We start from the raw sequence: 18,103 nt of genomic DNA on the forward strand, positions 1-18,103 counted from the left end.
ACCTGCTTCGTCGGGCGGCTTTACCGCGCTGCATATATGACGAATCACGCCGAACGGCAATGTCTCCGACGGGAGTTGCCGCAATTTCGGGCAGCCGGACGGGTTCGGGGAACGCGCCCGCAGCATGAAACCCGGCTTGCCGGCGCTCCGGCTGCCGGTCTCCCCCGCGTCGTCCGCAAACCTGCTCCGACGCGGCGTCGTAGGAATCGCCGCTCAGGGATAGAGCTGCGTCTTGTGCCAGCCGCCCGCGGCGGCGTCCGCCGTGTCGCGCGCGAAGCGCACGCGCTCGTGCAGCCGGAAGGGGCGATCGTGCCAGAACTCGATGGCCAGCGGCCGCACACGATAGCCATGCCAGTAAGCAGGGCGTGGAATGTCGCCGATGGCGTATTTCGCCGCGTAGCCCGCCACCGCCTTTTCCAGCGCGAAGCGGCTTTCGAGCGGGCGCGACTGCTGCGACGCCCAGGCGCCGATTCGGCTGCCGCGCGGGCGGGAAGCGTAGTAGGCGTCCGATTCCGCCTCGCTCACCCACTCGACGATGCCGCGCACCCGCACCTGCCGTCGCAGGCTCTTCCAGTGGAACAGCAGCGCCGCCTTGGCGACGGCCGCAAGCTGACGTCCCTTGGCGCTCTCCTCGTTGGTGAAGAAGACAAAGCCTTGTGAATCAAAAGATTTCAGCAGCACCATGCGCGCGTCCGGCAGGCCGTCGGCGTCGACGGTGGCTAGCGTCATCGCATTGGGATCGTTGATTTCAGATGTCTCCGCCTCTTTCAACCAGTCGGAAAACAGTGCAAAGGGGTCCTCGCGGCTGAAAAAGTCACCGCTCCTTAACGTCTCCAAGGCCAGATACTCCCGATCGTGTCGTTCATTTCGAGTGGGGCGTGCGTAACGTGGATGAGGGCATGATGAAGCTGTCCAGCAGGATGTACAGATTTATCATGCGGGACAAGCCGCGCCATTTGTCGCCTATCCCTGCCGCGACCCTGGCGTCGGCCGTGCTGCTGCTCGGCGGGTGCAGCATCGCGGTGCCGGTCGGCGGCCTGCTCGGCAACGACGATCCGCCGACCACCGCATCCGTCGGGGGGAAGGGCGCGGCGATGCTGTCGCCTGAACTCGCGCCCGAGGACTGGCAGTTCGCCCGCATGGCGCTCGGCACGGCGCTCGATCCGCTGGGCACGGGCGCCGTCGCGCCCTGGGCCAACCCGCGCACGGGCATCCGCGGCGACTTTGTGGCGCTCGGCAAACCCTATCTGGAGAACGATCTCGTCTGCCGGCGCTTCGGCGCGAACCTGCAGTATCAGGGCCAGTCGGAGGCGCTGAAGGGTTCCGCCTGCCGCCTGCCGGACGGCCAATGGGCCACGATGGACGTCTCCGGCGCGTGAAAGGCGGTTTGCACCGCAAAAGCCGCTTGACCGGCCCGATATTCCACAGAACATACCAACCAGCAGCCCGTTTGCGGCGATGAGAATGTTGCTATTATGCAACATTATGACCATATGGGCCAGACGGTTGGTAATGCGGTCGCCGGTGCGGTACACGCCCGGTAGTACCGCCGGAGTGGATTGATGCGCAACCCGTACGACATACTTGGCGTTCCAAAGACGGCGAGTGAGGCCGATATCAAGAAGGCGTTCCGCCGTCTGGCAAAAACATGGCACCCTGATCGCAACAAGGACGATCCCAAGGCGAAGGACAGATTTGCCGAGCTGAACACGGCCTATGAGATTCTGGGCGACAAGGATAAACGGGGCCAGTTCGACCGCGGCGAGATCGATGCCGAGGGCAAGCCGCGCGGCTTTGGCGCGGCGGGGCCGGGAGCGGGGGCTGGCGCGGACGCCGGCGGCTTCTCGGGCTTCCGCTATTCCACGGGTGGCGGCAGCCCCTTCGGCGGCGCGCGCGGCGGCGGCTTCGATCCGGGCGATCTGTTCTCCGACCTGTTCGGCGAGGCCATGCGCTCGGGCGGGCGGACCCAGTCCGCGGGCGCGCGCGGCGGCGGCGCGCGCGAGCGTCCGCGCGGGCAGGATGTCGAGGCGGAGATCGTGGTCACGCTGGAGCAGATCGCGGATGGCGGCAAGTGCCGCGTCGAGTTGCCGACGGGCCGCGAGGTGGAGGTGACGCTGCCCGCCGGCGTGAAGGACGGGCAGACGATTCGCCTGCGCGGGCTCGGCGACCCAAGCCCCTTCGGCGGCGAATCGGGCGATGCGCTGCTGACGGTGCACTTCGCACCGCACCGCGATTTCACGGTGGACGGGTCCACGTTGCGCCTGCGCCTGCCGGTCTCGCTTGAGGACGCGGTGCTGGGCGCCAGCGTGCGCGTGCCCACGCTTGGCGGGGCAGTGGCGATGAACATTCCGCCGTATTCGAGCGCCGGCAAGAATTTCCGGCTGCGTGGCAAGGGCTTGCCAGCCAAGAGCGGCCACGGAGACCTCATCGTCACGCTCGATGTTCAGTTGCCGAAATCGCCCGATCCGGAACTAGAGGAACTCATGCGCAAGCGGCGCACCGCCGCGGGAACGTGAGTCGCGCCGGGGCCGCACCCGGCCGCGCCTGTGGCGTGCGCCGCAGCAGCCTGTTGTTTCAGACGGCTTTTTCGCCCGTTGCCCCCGGCGTCGTGCTCGGGTAATAAGTGACTTCCCGGACGACAGAGTCCCAATTCCGAAAAGAGAAAACCGACGTCATGGCAGACAAAATTGCGACGCCCTCTCCCCTGATGGCAGGCAAACGCGGTCTTATCCTGGGGGTTGCGAACAACCGTTCCATCGCCTGGGGCATCGCCCGGGCGGCGCGCGCGCATGGCGCCGAGGTTGCCTTCACCTATCAGGGCGACGCTCTCAAGAAGCGGGTCGAGCCGCTGGCGGCGGAAATCGGCGCGCATGTCGTCGGGCATTGCGACGTCACCGTGCCGGAGACCATCGACGCCGTGTTCGCCGAGGTGGAGCGGCTCTGGGGAGGGCTCGACTTTCTGGTTCACGCCATCGCGTTCTCCGACAAGGATGAACTCACCGGGCGTTACATCGACACGACGGAAGAGAACTTCAGCAAGTCGCTGCTCATCTCCTGCTATTCACTGACGGCCGTCGCCCAGCGCGCCGAGAAGCTGATGACGAACGGCGGCGCCATCCTCACCATGACCTATTACGGCGCGGAGAAGTGGATGCCGCACTACAACGTCATGGGCGTCGCCAAGGCGGCGCTGGAGGCGAGCGTGCGCTACCTCGCGGCCGATCTCGGCCCGCAGAACATTCGCGTCAACGCCATTTCCGCCGGGCCGATCAAGACGCTCGCGGCGTCGGGCATCGGCGATTTCCGCTATATCCTGAAGTGGAACGAGTACAACGCGCCGCTGCGGCGCACCGTGACGCCGGAGGAAGTCGGCGACACGGGCGTCTACCTCCTGTCCGACCTGTCGCGCGGGGTCACCGGCGAGGTGCACCATGTCGATGCCGGCTACCACGTCGTCGGCATGAAGAACCCCGACGCGCCCGATATCGTCCTGTCGAAGGAATAGCACGTGAGCGGTCGTCCCACCCTGTATTTCGTTCGCCACGGCGAAACGGACTGGAACGCGGAAGCGCGGCTTCAGGGGGCGCGGGACGTGCCGCTGAACGCCACCGGCCGCAAGCAGGCGCGGCAGGCAGCCGGACACCTGCGCGCACTGCGGCCTGATTTCGCCGGACTCGACTACCTTTCGAGCCCGCTGATGCGCACGCGGGAGACGATGTCGCTGCTGCGCGACACGCTCGCGATGCCGGAGGACGGCGTGCTGTTCGACGACCGCCTGCGCGAAATCGCCTTCGGCGTGTGGGAAGGGCTGACCTGGCCCGAGATTCGCGCCCGCGATGCGGCACTTGCCCGCGCCCGCGACGCCGATCGCTGGAACTTCTCCCCGCCGGAAGGCGAAAGTTATGCCGGCGCGGCGTTGCGCGTGCAGGCGTTTCTCGACACGCTGGAACGCGATACCGTGATCGTGGCGCATGGCGGCATTGCGCGCGTCATGCTGGCGCTCATAGCCGGTTTGCCGGGACAATCGGTTGTCCAACTGCCGATCTGGCAGGGCCGCATACTCGTATTCGCCGACGACCGCCATCGCTGGGTGCCGGCCTGAGTGGTGGAGCCGCGTGGCGGCGCTGGCCGGCGCGTCGGCTCTTCTGTTCATCGCGACGGAGCACGTTTTCCATGGTTGAAACCTTTACCCCCGAATCTGTCGAGGCCGCAGCGGAGCGGCTTCTGGCCGCCCGCAATGGCGGCCCCCGCGTTGTCGACCTGCCACCGGCGCTGCGGCCGACGGATTGGGAAACGGCCTACGCCGTTCAGGACGCGCTGATCACCCGGCTCGGCCCCGTCGTCGGCTGGAAGGTGGGAGCTGCGGATCCGCAGTCGGAGCCGTTCCGTGCCGCGCTGACCAGCCAGACGGTGTCGCTGTCGCCGGCGAGCGTGGCCCACGCCGGCCATGCGGTGCTCGGCGTCGAGGCCGAGACGGTCTACCGCTTCGACAGGGCACTGCCGCCGCGCGAGAGGCCCTATACGGAAGATGAGGTGCTGGCGGCCGTCGGTTCCATCCATGCGGCCATCGAACTGGTGGACACGCATTTCGCCGTCTGGGGGCGCGCCACGCGCCTCAGCCAGATCGCCGACCAGTTCAACCACGCGCATCTGATCGTCGGCTCCGGCCGCGAGGCGGGCGCCATCGTCGACGCATTGAACCAGCCGGTCAGGTTGCGGGTCAACGGCGAGATCGTCCTCGACCAGCGCGGTGGCAACGCGGCCGGCCCCTCCGCGCGCCTGCTCGCATGGCTGGCGAACGGCGGTGCGACAAGCCTCGGCGGGCTGAAGGAAGGCACCTACGTCACCACCGGGTCGTGGACCGGCATCACCTTCGTCGCACCGCGTTCCCATGTCGAGGTGACGTTCGAGGGCATCGGTTCGGTGGTGGTCGACATCACGGAGTGAACCCGGCCGGGCACGTGCCGCGCAACGTGCCCGGAAAACAAAAAGCCCCTGCCGATGCAGGGGCTTTTCAATTCTCCGATGCCGCCGGACGGAGTTACTTCGGAAGGCGGTACTGTGCGAGCTTGAGCGGCGCGGCGCTGAACGACCGCGCGCGCAGCAGGGCTTCATCCACGGGTGCGGTGAACGACAGCCTCTCCGCCGGAACAGGGAGCGGGATGGAAACCGGCGCCGGCACTGCGGCCGTGATGGCGGCGGAGGCATCCGCCGGCTCCCGGCTGACGGCCGTTTCGATGGCGGCGACGGTCGTCGTCTGCGGTTTCACAACGTCGACCTTGACGGCCTCGACCCTGGCAATCTCAACCTGCGCCGCCTCGACCTTCGCCACGTCCGGCGGGGTGTTGGCATAGGCGAGCGCCGAGCCCGCGACGACACGCGGCGCATTGCGGCCGACCTTCGTGTAGAAGATGTTGCCGCCGGCAACCTGCAGATAGCGCATGTTCGGGTATTTGTAGCGGCGCGTCGCCACATGGAAGAACATGGCGTCGCCGATGCCGTCGTGGCGCCTGCCGGCCAGCAGCTGGTCGGCCACGGCGTCGGCGTGGGCGCGGTCACGCTGCGTCATGGGCCGGGACAGCACGCCGGACGCGAACTGATACTTCTGCCCGACGACGCCGCAGATCGTGCCGGGGAAGCTCGGGGAGTTGACCCGGTTCATCACGACCGTGCCGACGGCCAGCAGACCGTCGCGGCTGGCGCGCTGCGATTCGAAATACATGGCCCGCACGAGGCATTCGCGCTCGTTCATGCTAACGGCGATCCGCCTGCGGGGAGATTGCGCTGACGACGTGGAACGGGAGGAGACCTTGACGTTTTCCGTCGCATTCCTGCCCTGCGCCTTTGCCACACTGCGGGACGCCTTGGCGGCCTGCGAGGCCTTTGCGGGCTGCGAATTGTCTGGAACTGCCGCGGAGGATGCCGTCAACGAGCGATCCGGAGTGTATCCACAACCGCCAAGTGCCAGTCCGATCAGCAGGACGGGAAACGAGATGGCTGCTTTGGCCAACGATGGACGGCAACGCGCGGGGATGGTCATTAGCAGCCTCTCGTGTGTCCGTCGCGCTCAGGGGCGACACAAAGCTGTTAACGAAATTGAAAGCCTGTGGCAACCCCGCAACGTTCGTTTTAACGGTTATCCTCCACGCGAACGGCGATTTGGCCGGTGGCGCGTGGCGCAAGGAACGTTTGGAAACTGGTACGACGCATGACTTCCATCTCCCGGAAAATCGCACAGGAACTCGGAATCAGGGCGGAGCAGGCCGAGGCCGCCGTAACCCTGCTCGACGACGGGGCGACCGTTCCGTTCATCGCCCGCTACCGTAAGGAGGCGACCGGCGCGCTTGACGATGCCCAGCTTCGCGCGCTGGAGGAGCGGCTGCGCTACCTGCGCGAGCTGGAGGAACGCCGCGCCGCTGTGCTCGCCAGCGTCGAGGAGCAGGGCAAGCTGACGGACGACCTGCGCGCCAGCCTGCTCGCCGCCGACACCAAGGCGCGCATCGAGGACATCTATCTGCCCTACAAGCCCAGGCGCCGCACGAAGGCGCAGATCGCCCGCGAGGCCGGGCTCGGGCCGTTGGCAGAGGTGCTCTGCGGCGATCCCGCACAGGCGCCCGAGGCACAGGCGGCGCGCTTCGTCGACGAGGCGAAGGGCGTCGCGACCGTGCAGGCGGCACTGGAAGGAGCGCGCGCCATTCTGGTCGAGCGGTTCTCGGAGGACGCCGACCTGATCGGCCTGCTGCGCGAGGACATGTGGCGGGCCGGCCGGCTGGCGTCGAAGGTGCGCGAGGGCAAGGAGACCGAAGGCGCCAAGTTCGCCGACTACTTCGATTTTTCCGAACCTTTCGCCAAACTGCCGTCGCACCGCATTCTGGCGCTGTTCCGCGGCGAGAAAGAGGAGGTGCTGACGCTTGGCTTCGAGCCGGTGCCGGCGAGCGAGGCGCCTTCCACGGGGCCGGGGCCATATGAGTTGCGCATCGCGCAGCGCTTCGGCATCGCCGACCGGGGGCGGCCGGGCGACGCATGGCTGCGCGAGGCCGTGCGCTGGGCCTGGCGCACACGCATCCTGGTGTCGCTGTCGCTCGATCTGCGCGCGCGCTTGTGGCAGGCGGCGGAGGATGAAGCCGTGCGCGTATTTGCCGGCAACCTGCGCGATCTCCTGCTCGCGGCTCCCGCCGGCGTGCGCGCCACCATGGGGCTCGATCCCGGCTATCGCACGGGCGTCAAGGTTGCGGTGATCGACGGCACCGGCAAGGTGGTGGATACCGCCGCCGTCTTCCCGCACGAGCCGCAGCGGCGCTGGGACGAGGCGCTAGGGACGCTCGCCGCGCTCGCCACCCGGCACAAGGTGGAGCTGATCGCCATCGGCAACGGCACCGCCTCACGCGAGACCGACCGGCTCGCCGCCGAACTGATCGGCAAGTATCCGCAGCTCAAGCTGACCAAGATCGTGGTTTCCGAGGCCGGCGCTTCCGTCTATTCCGCCTCGGCCTACGCCTCGCAGGAACTGCCGGAACTCGACGTGACACTGCGCGGCGCGGTCTCCATCGCCCGCCGCCTGCAGGATCCGCTGGCGGAACTCGTCAAGATCGATCCGAAATCCATTGGCGTCGGGCAATACCAGCACGACCTTGCCGAGGGGAAGCTGTCGCGCTCCCTCGATGCGGTTGTGGAGGACTGCGTGAACGGCGTGGGTGTCGACGTCAACACCGCCTCGGTGCCGCTGCTCGCGCGGGTCTCGGGCGTAGGCGAGGGGCTGGCGCGTAACATCGTGCTGCACCGCGACGAGAACGGTCCCTTCCGCAAGCGCAGCGACCTGAAGAAGGTGGCGCGGCTCGGCCCCAAGGCGTTCGAACTGTGTGCCGGCTTCCTGCGCATCCGCGACGGCGACGACCCGCTCGACGCCTCGGGCGTGCACCCGGAAGCCTATCCGGTGGTGCGGCGCATTCTGGCGGCAACGAAAAGCGACATCCGTGCGCTGATCGGCGACACGCCGACCCTGCGGGGGCTGCCGCCGGCGCGCTTCACGGACGATACCTTCGGCATCCCCACCGTCACGGATATCCTGCGCGAGCTGGAAAAACCCGGCCGCGATCCGCGCCCCGCCTTCCGCACGGCGACTTTCCGGGAGGGCGTGGAAAAGATCAGCGATCTCGAACCCGGCATGGTGCTGGAGGGCGTCGTCACCAATGTCGCCGCCTTCGGCGCCTTCGTCGATATCGGTGTGCATCAGGATGGGCTTGTGCACATTTCCGCCATGGCCAACACCTTCGTCAAAGACCCGCGCGACGTGGCCAAGCCCGGCGACGTGGTGCGGGTGAAGGTGCTGGAGGTCGATGCCGCGCGCAAGCGCATCGCCCTGAGCATGCGCCTCGACGACGAGGCGGCCGGCGGGCGGCGGAACGCACCGCAGGGGAAGCAGGGACAAGGAAAGCCGGAGCAAGGAAAGCCGCAGCGCGTGGAAGAGCGCCGCGCGGACAACCGGAAGGGCGTCAAGCCCGCTTCCTCCGCGGGCGCCGGCTCCGCGTTGGCCGAGGCCCTGCGCCGCGCAGGCCTTTCGGACGGCAAGGAAGGCTGACAACTGATACGCCGCGTCGGCGGGACAGCGCGCCCGTCCCGCCCGCTGACAGGAAAATTGCTGCATGCTCAGGTTTTTGCACCGGCTTATCAAACGGCTTCTGATCCTCGCCGTAGTCGTGTTCGCGGCTCTGTTCGTCTGGCGCGGATGGGATATGCGGCGCGGCCTGCCGCTTGAGGCGTGGCACACCTACGAGCTGGCGGAACCGGACGCCGAGGAGCTGGAGAGGGCCGACTGGGCGCACTACCTGCGTGCCGAGGAGGCGCTGTTCAGCCGCGTCCGGCATGACATCGCCAGCGCGCTGCAGCCGGATGACCGCACGCACTACAACCGCTACTCCACGACGAGCCCCGTCTATCCATGGCGCTTCGCGCGGGACTGGAACCGCTCCGCCGTGATGCTGCCGGAGGGCAAGCCTGTCGGCGCCGCGGTGCTGCTGCACGGCCTCACCGATTCCCCCTACAGCCTGCGCCATATCGGCAACCTCTACCGCGAGCGCGGCTTCGCTGTCGTCTCCATCCGCCTGCCGGGTCACGGCACGGTGCCGGGGTCGCTGAAGGTGACGCGGCTCGAACAATGGACAGCCGCAACCCGGCTGGCGGTGCGCGAGGCGCGCCGGCTCGCGGGCGAGGGGGCGCCGCTGCATGTCGTCGGCTATTCCAACGGCGGCGCGCTGGCGCTCAACTATGCCATCGAGGCGCTCGGCGACGGAGCGTTGAAGCGGCCGGACCGCCTCGTCCTGTTGTCGCCGATGGTCGGCATCACGCCTTTCGCGCGCTTCACGTGGCTTGCCGGCCTGCCTGCGGTCATCCCCGCCTTCGCGCAGTCGGCCTGGCTGTCGATCCTGCCGGAGTTCAACCCCTTCAAGTATAATTCCATGCCGGTGAATGCCGCGCAGCGGTCCTTCGACATGACGCAGATCGTGCAGGGCGGGCTGAGGCGGCTGGATGAGGAGGGGCGCATGGCGGAATTTCCGCCGGTGCTCACCTTCCAGTCGGTGTTCGATTTCACGGTGAGCACGTCCGCCGTCATCACCGAACTTTACGCGCGCCTGCCCGCCAATGGCAGCGAGCTGGTGCTGTTCGATCCCAATTTCGATCTCAACACCCGCTTCGGCGCACAGGTCGACGACGACACGCGCGATGCGATTCTGGCGAAGCTGCCGTCCATGCCGCGCCGCTTCCGCACGGTTCTCGTCACCAGCGCCGACAGGCTGACCAGCGACATGGTGGCGCGCACCGCGGAGGCCGGCGCGACAGCCACGACCGAAACGCCGCTCGCGCTGCGATATCCGCCGGAGGTCTATTCGCTGTCGCACATCGCGGTGCCGTTTCCGCTCACCGACGGCCTCTATGGCCTCACGCCGGACCCGGCGGACGATTTCGGTATCCAGACCGGCGTGGTCAACGCCTGGGGCGAGGTCGGCACCTTCACCGTCACTATCGATCCCGTGCTGCGCATGACGTCGCGCATGCAGTCGAACCCCTTTTTCCCGCTGCTCGTCGACGGTATCGGCAAGGCGATAGCGCGGCCCGCGCCGTGAGAGGCGGCGGAGTGGCCGGCATCACCTGCAGAACCGTCTTGCCTGCGGCGTCCAGTTGCCGAACCCCGTGGCCACCATGTTGGCGATGACGCGGCAGATGTAGCGCTTCTGCGCCGGGTCGTTGTCGGGGCCGGCGTGATAGCGCGCGACCGCCATGGTCCAGTTGCCCTCGCGCCTGCGCAGCTCTTTCAGGAAGCGTGCGGCGTAAGTCACGTTGGCGCGCGGGTCCAGCATCTGGGCGGCGGAAGCGAATTTGTCGCGATGGTAGTGGTGGTTGATCTGCATGCAGCCGAGGTCGATCAGCCTCACGCCCCTGGCGCGCTCGGCATTGAGGCGCCTGACGGCCTCCCGCGCATCGGGCGCGAAATAGGCCGTGCCGGCGATGTTCATGGCGTAGGGCTGCAGGGAGCCGCGCCGGCCCGTTTCGGTGAGGCCGACGGCGTAGAGGATGTTGACCGGCACGTCGAACTCCCGCGCCGCGCGGATCATCTCGCGCTCGCAGGCGTTCGGTGCCATGGCGCCTGCACGTTCCATCCCGGCGACGAGGGCGATAAGGGTGCAGGATAACCCTGCGAGGCAGCGGGAACCGGCGCGCAAGTGCGACTCCGGGACGGGGAGCGCGACCATCAGAGATAGACGGCGCCCGGGTCGCGCCGTGCGCGCGGAGTGGCATCCGCGTGGATATCGTCTGCCTCCCGTCCCGCTGCCTGCCGGTCCGTGCCCCCGCGGTCAGGTGCCGGCCGTCGCTCCGCCCCTCCGTCGCCGCCGGTGAGGCCCGCACCGGCTTCATATCCCGCCTGTCCGTGCGCTTGTCCCGCCGTCTGCGCCGTGGGCTGGGATGCAGGCAGAGTTTGGCCGGCGGGTTGCGGGCGGGCGAAATCGATGGCTGCGATCTCCGGCTTGTATCCTGCGCGCCGCAACGCTTCCAACAGGCCCTCGCTGTCGCGTCGCAGGATTTCGACGGATTGTTGCCGCTCCGCTGTCAGACGCAGTTCCAGCGCGCCGCCGACGATGCGCAGCCGCGCGGTGACGAGGCCGAGTTCCTCCGGCTGCAATTGCAGCCGCAGGATGCGCACTGGTCCGCCGACGCCCTGCGCAGCCGGAGCGGGCGCGGGGGCTGGCACGCGCTGGGCGTCGCTGGCCGGCTCTGAATCTGATGTCAACGCCCGCGCCTGCGCGACGATCTGGCCGATGGCGCGCGCGAACGCACCATTCGCGCTGTCGGGGAGGCCCGGTCCGGGCGCTGCCGATTCCACAACGGCAGACCGCGTCGCCGTGCCCGCGCGCGCCGTGACCTGCTGCTCGTCGGATGTTTCCGTGCCGACATGTTGTCCAACCATGCGCCGATCGGCAGTGATGCCGTCCTCCGGCGCGCTGACGGCGGCAGTCGCCGTCGCGGTGTGGGACGCCGCATCGCGGGATAGGCCGCCGCCGGAAAAGCCGCCGCGTGTGGGCATGTCCGTTGGCGCGAAATGCGTTTCCCGGCCAAGGACGGTGAGGCGCGCCGTCTGCCCTTCCGTGGTGGCGCCCGCATTGCCGACGGCCGAGATGCCGCGCCGCGGTTGCGCGTCATGCGGAGACGGACGGGCTTCCGGCTGCTCCTGTTCCGGTTCGGCGGACGCTCCCGGTGTCCCGTATGTTTCCGCGCCCCTGCTCAGCAAACCCGCCAGCAGGGCGGGAAGGTCCGTTTTCGCAGGCGAGGCCGTGTCCGGCCTGCCCGGCGTGACGTTGTCGTCTTCGGGATCGGGCGTGTCGGAATCCGGCAGGCCGGGCTCGACAATCCCGTCGCGCGCGCCGATGGGTGCGGAAGCAAGGGAAGGGGAGGCAACGGTCGCACGGTTGAGAGACGCAGCTGTGTCAAGGGGCCAGACATGCGGTGCGCGGGATCGCGCATCGTGCCGCCCGGCGGTGGTTTCTTCCGTCGTTTCCTCGCCCGTCGCTGCCTCCTGCCCGAGGCTGTCGTAGACACGGGTGAAGCTGCCGTCGTCGGTGGCCTTGCCTGATTGCGGCTTCCTGCCGGCGGCGGGGGTATCGGCCGCTGCGGCTGCGGCATCGATCGCGCTCATGAACCCAACTCCTCGTCAATCAGCCTGTCGCTGTCGCTGATCAGTTGTCTGATCCGGGTGACCGTGGCATCGAGCTGCGGCTCCATGCCGCCGCCGGCCCGCTCAGCGACGGCGGCGGCCTCGTCGCTTGCCCGGGGCGCCGGCGCCTCCGGCATGCCGGGCAGGTCCCGGATGCGCGTGGCGAGATAGATCGCCGACTCCAGCAGGCCGACATCGTCCGGTGGCAGGCGCTTGCGGTCGATGGACAGCAAGGCCTGCTTGCCCTGCGCGAATTCGTTCTCGTTGACGATGATCGCAGCTGCCTGATAGAGCTTTGCCCGTTCGCGAGCGGTGCTGTCCTCGGACGCGAGTTCGAGCGCCCGCGTCGCACCGAGCGCCGCCATCCGCGTCTTGCCCTGCGACAGGGCCTGCCTGGCGAGAATGAGGTTGATGTTGATCTGCGCGGGTCTGTCCAGCGCCGCCAGAAGGTCGGACAACCATCTTGCCTCTTCCTCCGTGCCGGTCATGTCGAGGCGCACGAGGGCGGCCGAAAAGCGCTGGTGGAAATCGCCTGCGTAGACCGAACGCGGATAGCGTTGCAGATAATGCTTCGCCAGCGTCTTGAATTTCTCACGCTTGCCGAGCTGGCCGGCGAAAAACATCTCGCGCCGCAACGCGCCTTCGTCGATCAGCGTGCCCGGCAGCAGCAGGCGGCTGAGATCGAGACGGGCCATCGCTGTTTCGGGATCGCGGCGCGCAAGGAGCGTCGACTGGACGAGCGCGATGCGTCCGTCAAGGCCAGGCGCGAGGGCGCGGGGATCGATGTTTTCGAGCTGCGCAAGCGCTTCCTCCTCGTCGCCCTCGACGTACGCGAGCACGCCTTTCAGCAGTTCCGGCGCGACGGCGGGCGGGGGATCGAGCCGGGCGAGCTTGCGCAGGATGACGGGCGAACCGCCGCTGAGCACGAAGCTCAGGGCGGCGCGGGCATTACGCGGCTCCTGCCACGCCGCGTCCGGCGTGGCCAGCAACTGCTGCTCGATCTGCGACAGCAGCGGCGACTGGAGTTTCAGCGCCTCGCGTGAGCCATGCGCCGTGCGATCCTGGATGGACTGCAGCGTGCGCAGCAGCCGGTAGGGCTCACCGGGCGAGCCGCTGTCCGGCTCGGGCAACGTCTGCTCGGGCAACGCCGGTTCGGGCGCGGCTGCTTCCGGCGCGGCTTGCGCGAACATTCCGGCGGCTGGCAACAGAAGCGCGGCGGCGAGACAGGCGGCCGCACGCAGCACGCGCCGGGGAGGGGGATGGCTGACGGTCATGAGCCTTTCTCCCGGAGCAATATCTCGATGCGGCGGTTCTCGGGCGCCCTGGTGTTCCCGGCGTTGCGCGGCAGGCGGTCGGCGTGGCCCTCGATCCGTTCGATACGCTCCTCCTTGAGGCCGCCGCGGATGAGCATGTAGGACGCCATGTGCGCGCGGGCCGAGGACAACCGCCAGTTGTCGTAAGTGTCGGACCTGAAGGGAAGCGAGTCCGTGTGTCCGCGAATGACCACCGTGCCGGGGCGGCCGGCGAGGGCGGCAGCGATGCGGGCTATGGCGCGCACGACGGCCGGGTTGGGCTCTGCCGAGCCCATGGAGAACATGCTGAACTTCTCGGCGTCCGTCAGGCTGATCAGGATGCCCTCGTCCGTTCTCTCGACCTTGATCTCGGGCGCGCCGGGGGCGGGGCTTTCGTCCTTCAGCGCGTCGGCGACACCCTTCCTGAGCGCTGCGGCCTCTCGCGCCTGTTCCTCCTGTGGCGCCTCGATGATGCCGGGCGCCGTGGCGGCCTCGCCGGCGCGGGCGGGCGGCGGCGAGGCGGCCTGACCGGTGGTGGCCTCGCCGGTAGCCGCATTGGACGTCTGCCGTTCCGTGCCGCCGGACGCGCCCGCCTGCGGCTGGCCGTCCTGCGAAATCGCCGCCGGCTGTCCCTGCGGGGCGAGGCGCCAGTAGGACGGGTCGAAGGGATCGCGGATTGTCGGCGTGCGCGGCGTCGGAGCGCCGGCCTGCTCCGTCGCGGCCTCCGCCGGCTGCCGGGCGGGTTTCGCGGCCGGCTTGTCGTCGGCGGCGAGCTTGGCCAGTATCGCGTAGGGGTCCACGAACAGGGCGCTTTCGGGATACCGGGGCTTCGCCGGATGGGCGGCGTCGCCGGACATCTTCTCGCTCGCGCCCTTGCTCGCGTTTTCCTCCCGCGTCGGACCGGGCGCTTTCCCGGCCTCCTCCGGATCCCGAACGGTCTCCAGCGGTTCCTGGACGCCCTTGCGCGTTGGCGAGACGTCGGCGAGCTTGATCGGGTTGAAGTAGTTGGCGACCGAGGCCTGCTGATCCCTGGAGGTCGAATTCAGCAGCCACATGATCAGGAAGAACGCCATCAGGGCGGTCATGAAATCGGCATAGGCGATCTTCCAGATGCCGTGTGCCCCATGCTCCTCCTCCTCATGGTGGCGACGCTGGATAAGGATCGGTTCGTGTTCGGGCTTGTCCATCGCGTCTGCTCACTCCGATAGGGCGCAGGGGCAGGACGATCTCTTGCCTGACAGCCTTCCCGCTCTATGTATCCGCATGCCCGCCCAGCGCCTCCTCGATGAGGCCGTTCCAGACATCGAGCTGTGTCACGCAGACTGTGCTGCCGGCGACCACGCGGACGTCGGGCTTTTCCGTGACGGTGAAGGCGATCCGCCCCGCGTGGCCGGGAGCGCCTGCCATGACGGCGCCGCGGATCGCATCGATCAGGTCGCCTGGGCCGGAAATCTCGATTCTGGCATGATTCACATCGCCGAGAAGGGCGGCGACCGTCCGGTGCAGCGCCGCAACCGCCTTCTCGCGAATGGCCTGTTTGAGAAAGGGCGTGAACATCCGCGCCACCGTTCCGGACAGGCCATCCTCGATCTCTTGCAGGGCGGCGGTCATCCGCTCGGCCAGCCGGGTGGACTCCTCGGCGACCCACCGTGCGCGGGCTTCGGCGAGTTGTCCGGCATGCGCCTCGCGCTCCCTGCCGAGCGCCTCGGCAAGCGTGGCCTCGGCCTTTCCGGCCGCCTCCCTGCGCACCTTGTCGCCATGTTCCTTCAGCAGAGCCTCGATATCGACCGGCGGCGCCGGATCGATGAGCGGGGCAATGAAGGGCTCGCCGGCCTGCTCCGCCGGTCGTGCCACCGACCGCAGCTTGCTGCTGGCCGACCGGATCCGGGCGCCGGGCGGCAACCGGCCGGCCTCCGCGCGCGGGGCAGGAGGCGGGGGTTCCGCCGGCGCCGCCGGCTGCGGGCCCGAGGAGTCCGCGATGGAGCCGGAGCTGTCGTCAGTATCGAAATCCGGCAGGCAGGCGGCGAGCGATGTCTTCATGATGCAGCGCTTTCACGATGGAGCCACTCGCGCAGAACGGCCGCGGCCCGGTCTTCATCAAGAGCGATGACCTGTTCGAGCCTCTTTTGCGCCTTGCGCTGGATGCTTTCCGTCAGGTCCTCGATCAGATGGAAATCCTCGCCGGGGCCGGCCAGCGCGGGCCGCGCCTGGAGCGTGCCCTGCTGCGCCTCGCCCATTCCGGACGCATCGTCCAGCGCCAGCACCGCTTCGGCGTCGCCCTTGATCTCCGGGCGGGCCAGAATGGCGTTGACCGCCGGCCGCAGGCCGAACCAGATCAGCAGAAGCGAGACGACGAGAATGGTTGCCGCGTTGATGACATTGCCCATCTGCCGCAGCAGGAGTTCGGTGATCGACAGCGGCGGGTAGGGATCGAGCTGCCGCCCGTCCTCCGGGAAATCGACCGCCAGCACCTTGATGGTGTCGCCGCGACTTTCGGAATAGCCTGCGGCCGAGCGCGTCAGCGCCTCGATCTCGGCGACCTGTCTGTCGACGGCTTCCTGCGACGGGTCGCCGCCGATGAGCTGCCGGATGCGGGCGCGGTTGATGAGCACCGCCACCGACATCTTCTCGACGCTGTAGCCCTCGCGAACCGTCTGCACCGTCTTGGACGAAATCTCGTAATTGGTGACGTCCTCGCGCCGGCTCGAGTCGGTGCTGGCCGTCTCGCCCGGTGCCGCGTTCGGCGCCCCCTGCGGGATATTCTGCTGCACGGTCGCCGGCGTCTGCTGGTTGGCGTTCTGGGAGGCCTCCGACTCCCGCACGGCGCGCGTCGACCGCTCCACCCGCGAATCCGGATCGTAGATCGTCTCATGCGTGCTGGTCCTGTCGGTGTTGAGGTCGACGGCGATGCTGACCTCGAAATTGTCGAGACCGAGGAAGGGGGTCAGCGCCCGCCTGACGTTCTCCTGCAGGTCGGCGGCGATGGATTTTTCCGTGGCGTTCGCCTGACCGGGCCCCACGCCGCTGCGGCTGTCGCCCGCCGCGAGCAGCACGCCGTCCGTGTTGAGCACCGACACGCGCTCCACGGTCAGGCCCGGAATGGCCGATGACACGAGGTTGCGGATCGCCTGTGCCGAACTCGTGTCGTCGGACGGCTCCGTGCGGATGACCACCGATGCCGAGGCCGGTTGCTGCTCCCGGCGGAAGGAGCCGCGGTCCGGCAGCACGATATGGACACGGGCCGCCTTGACGCCCTTGATGGTCTGGATCGTCCGCGCCAGCTCTCCCTCAAGGGCGCGCACGCGCGTCACCTCCTGCATGAAGGAGGTGAGGCCGAGCGAGCCGAGATCATTGAACAGTTCGTAGCCGGAACTCGCGCTCTGCGGCAGGCCCTTGCCCGCGAGCAGCATGCGCGCGGCAGCCGTATTGCCGTGCGAGACATAGACGCTGGTGCCGTCCGCGCTGACGTCGAAGGGGATATCGCCGTCGCGCAGGGCCGCCCCGATGCGCGTGACGTCGTCCCTGCTCAGGCCCGTGTAAAGAACCTCCATCTCCGGACGGCTGAGGTAATAGGCGCCCAGCGCCACGGCAAGGAAGACCGTCAGGCCGACGATGGCAAGCGCGGCGAGCCGCCGCGCCCCGAGGTCGCGGATATTGCCCCACAGCTTCTCGGCATGCTCACGACCGGTCATGGCCATCCCACGTAAAAACCATTCATCAGCCCGACGGGCGCGGCGTTAACCATTTGCTAACCAAGATTCTGTCTACTAACCCCGATAACGTCGCGGCGATTCACGCGCGTTGCCCAAGCTGTCACGGCAACCTTGTCTGGGGATTGCGTCCGGCATTGCTTGCCGCGCCTTTTCCGTGCTTCGCGAGGTTCGGCCTCTGTTGTCCGCACAGATTTGGCTGGCAACACGCCCTGAAGCCGCTATCATCGCCGCATGAAGATTTTCGCGATCCGGCTTGCCGCCATCAGGAAGCTGTTTCAGTGCGGGCCGGGCCTTCCGGTGCGCGCGACGTTGCTAGCGCTTGCCCTGTTGGGCGCGGGTCATCCGCCTGCTGCGCGCGCCGACGGTGTCGCCTCGCCCGATGCTTCGCGGGAAAGCGGGAGCGCCCTCGACACGCTCTACGAGCAGCTTGCCGGGGCGCGGGATGCGCGCGAGGCGAAACGGATCGAGGCGGCCATCGCCCGCAACTGGCTGCGCTCAGGCAGCGATACTGCCGACCTGCTGCTGACGCGCGCCCACACGGCGCTTGGCGTCGACGACGCCGCCCTCGCCATCGAGCTGATCGACAGGGCCATTGCCCTGAGGCCGGACTGGACGGAGGCCTATGCCCTGCGGGGGCAGGTGTTCGCCGCTATCGGCGACGACGAGCGGGCCGTCGCGGATATCAATCAGGTGTTGCTGCGGGACGGGCGACATTTTGTCGCGCTGCAAACCCTCGCCGAAATCCTCGAACGCACGGGCATCCGCAAGGGCGCGCTTACGCTTTATGAACGGGCGCTCGCCGTCAACCCGCATCTCGACGGGGCGCGCACGGCGCTGGAGAAGCTGCGCAGCGCGGTCGAGGGGCGGCCGCTGTAGAGCAGCCGCCTCCGTTC

16 protein-coding genes are annotated in these 18,103 nt (G+C 68.2%); 8 read left to right on the plus strand and 8 right to left on the minus strand.

Annotation, left to right across the window (positions count from 1 at the left end):
• Positions 1 to 213 precede the first annotated feature (213 nt).
• Complete coding sequence (pdxH, locus tag ACFFJ7_RS08085; RefSeq protein ID WP_166948986.1) at positions 214 to 843, minus strand: pyridoxamine 5'-phosphate oxidase; 630 nt, start codon at positions 841 to 843, stop codon at positions 214 to 216.
• Positions 844 to 899: 56 nt separating this feature from the next.
• Between pdxH and ACFFJ7_RS08090 the strand changes: the two genes are divergently transcribed.
• From ACFFJ7_RS08090 to ACFFJ7_RS08110, 5 genes are all read left to right on the plus strand, one after another.
• Positions 900 to 1,379 carry an RT0821/Lpp0805 family surface protein gene (locus ACFFJ7_RS08090; RefSeq protein ID WP_377591695.1) on the plus strand — a complete coding sequence of 160 codons (480 nt, stop codon included), beginning with the start codon at positions 900 to 902 and terminating at the stop codon, positions 1,377 to 1,379.
• Between the two features lie 183 nt (positions 1,380 to 1,562).
• A complete protein-coding gene (locus ACFFJ7_RS08095) occupies positions 1,563 to 2,516 on the plus strand; it encodes a DnaJ C-terminal domain-containing protein (RefSeq protein ID WP_166948709.1) in 954 nt (317 codons plus the stop codon).
• Positions 2,517 to 2,674: 158 nt separating this feature from the next.
• Positions 2,675 to 3,505 carry an enoyl-ACP reductase FabI gene (fabI, locus tag ACFFJ7_RS08100; RefSeq protein WP_246224996.1) on the plus strand — a complete coding sequence of 277 codons (831 nt, stop codon included), beginning with the start codon at positions 2,675 to 2,677 and terminating at the stop codon, positions 3,503 to 3,505.
• Positions 3,506 to 3,508: 3 nt separating this feature from the next.
• Positions 3,509 to 4,102, plus strand: a complete 594-nt coding sequence (locus tag ACFFJ7_RS08105; RefSeq protein WP_166948710.1) for a histidine phosphatase family protein — start codon at positions 3,509 to 3,511, stop codon at positions 4,100 to 4,102.
• A gap of 71 nt (positions 4,103 to 4,173) precedes the next feature.
• Positions 4,174 to 4,947: a 2-keto-4-pentenoate hydratase gene (locus ACFFJ7_RS08110; RefSeq protein ID WP_166948712.1), complete on the plus strand. Its 774-nt coding sequence runs from the start codon at positions 4,174 to 4,176 to the stop codon at positions 4,945 to 4,947.
• Positions 4,948 to 5,041: 94 nt separating this feature from the next.
• Here ACFFJ7_RS08110 and ACFFJ7_RS08115 read toward each other — a convergent pair whose 3' ends face one another.
• Positions 5,042 to 5,752, minus strand: coding sequence for a cell wall hydrolase (locus tag ACFFJ7_RS08115; RefSeq protein ID WP_377591697.1), 711 nt, complete (start codon positions 5,750 to 5,752; stop codon positions 5,042 to 5,044).
• Positions 5,753 to 6,208: 456 nt separating this feature from the next.
• Here ACFFJ7_RS08115 and ACFFJ7_RS08120 point away from each other — a divergent pair, with 456 nt between their 5' ends.
• Both ACFFJ7_RS08120 and ACFFJ7_RS08125 read left to right on the plus strand, forming a co-directional pair.
• The gene (locus ACFFJ7_RS08120; RefSeq protein ID WP_377591698.1) at positions 6,209 to 8,578 is read left to right on the plus strand and encodes a Tex family protein; all 2,370 of its coding nucleotides are present in this window, start codon (positions 6,209 to 6,211) and stop codon (positions 8,576 to 8,578) included.
• Positions 8,579 to 8,642: 64 nt separating this feature from the next.
• A complete protein-coding gene (locus ACFFJ7_RS08125) occupies positions 8,643 to 10,121 on the plus strand; it encodes an alpha/beta hydrolase (RefSeq protein WP_377591699.1) in 1,479 nt (492 codons plus the stop codon).
• A gap of 21 nt (positions 10,122 to 10,142) precedes the next feature.
• Here ACFFJ7_RS08125 and ACFFJ7_RS08130 read toward each other — a convergent pair whose 3' ends face one another.
• The 6 genes from ACFFJ7_RS08130 to fliF all read right to left on the minus strand — a co-directional run bounded on the left by ACFFJ7_RS08130 (position 10,143) and on the right by fliF (position 17,189).
• Positions 10,143 to 10,655 carry a lytic transglycosylase domain-containing protein gene (locus ACFFJ7_RS08130; RefSeq protein WP_377592112.1) on the minus strand — a complete coding sequence of 171 codons (513 nt, stop codon included), beginning with the start codon at positions 10,653 to 10,655 and terminating at the stop codon, positions 10,143 to 10,145.
• Positions 10,656 to 10,747: 92 nt separating this feature from the next.
• Positions 10,748 to 12,187, minus strand: coding sequence for a flagellar hook-length control protein FliK (gene fliK / locus ACFFJ7_RS08135; protein ID WP_377591700.1), 1,440 nt, complete (start codon positions 12,185 to 12,187; stop codon positions 10,748 to 10,750).
• Complete coding sequence (locus tag ACFFJ7_RS08140) at positions 12,184 to 13,479, minus strand: MotC family chemotaxis protein (protein ID WP_377591701.1); 1,296 nt, start codon at positions 13,477 to 13,479, stop codon at positions 12,184 to 12,186. Before ACFFJ7_RS08140 ends, fliK begins: the two co-directional genes overlap by 4 nt.
• Complete coding sequence (locus tag ACFFJ7_RS08145) at positions 13,476 to 14,684, minus strand: MotB family protein (RefSeq protein ID WP_377591703.1); 1,209 nt, start codon at positions 14,682 to 14,684, stop codon at positions 13,476 to 13,478. The genes ACFFJ7_RS08140 and ACFFJ7_RS08145 overlap by 4 nt, the downstream gene beginning before the upstream one ends.
• 64 nt (positions 14,685 to 14,748) lie before the next feature.
• Positions 14,749 to 15,537, minus strand: a complete 789-nt coding sequence (locus ACFFJ7_RS08150) for a hypothetical protein (protein ID WP_377591705.1) — start codon at positions 15,535 to 15,537, stop codon at positions 14,749 to 14,751.
• Complete coding sequence (gene fliF, locus ACFFJ7_RS08155) at positions 15,534 to 17,189, minus strand: flagellar basal-body MS-ring/collar protein FliF (protein ID WP_377591707.1); 1,656 nt, start codon at positions 17,187 to 17,189, stop codon at positions 15,534 to 15,536. The genes ACFFJ7_RS08150 and fliF overlap by 4 nt, the downstream gene beginning before the upstream one ends.
• 252 nt (positions 17,190 to 17,441) lie before the next feature.
• Here fliF and ACFFJ7_RS08160 point away from each other — a divergent pair, with 252 nt between their 5' ends.
• Positions 17,442 to 18,086: a tetratricopeptide repeat protein gene (locus ACFFJ7_RS08160; RefSeq protein WP_377591709.1), complete on the plus strand. Its 645-nt coding sequence runs from the start codon at positions 17,442 to 17,444 to the stop codon at positions 18,084 to 18,086.
• Positions 18,087 to 18,103: the final 17 nt, after the last annotated feature.

It is taken from the genome of Pseudochelatococcus lubricantis (assembly GCF_042432495.1).
Taxonomy (GTDB): Bacteria; Pseudomonadota; Alphaproteobacteria; order Rhizobiales; family Beijerinckiaceae; genus Pseudochelatococcus; species Pseudochelatococcus lubricantis.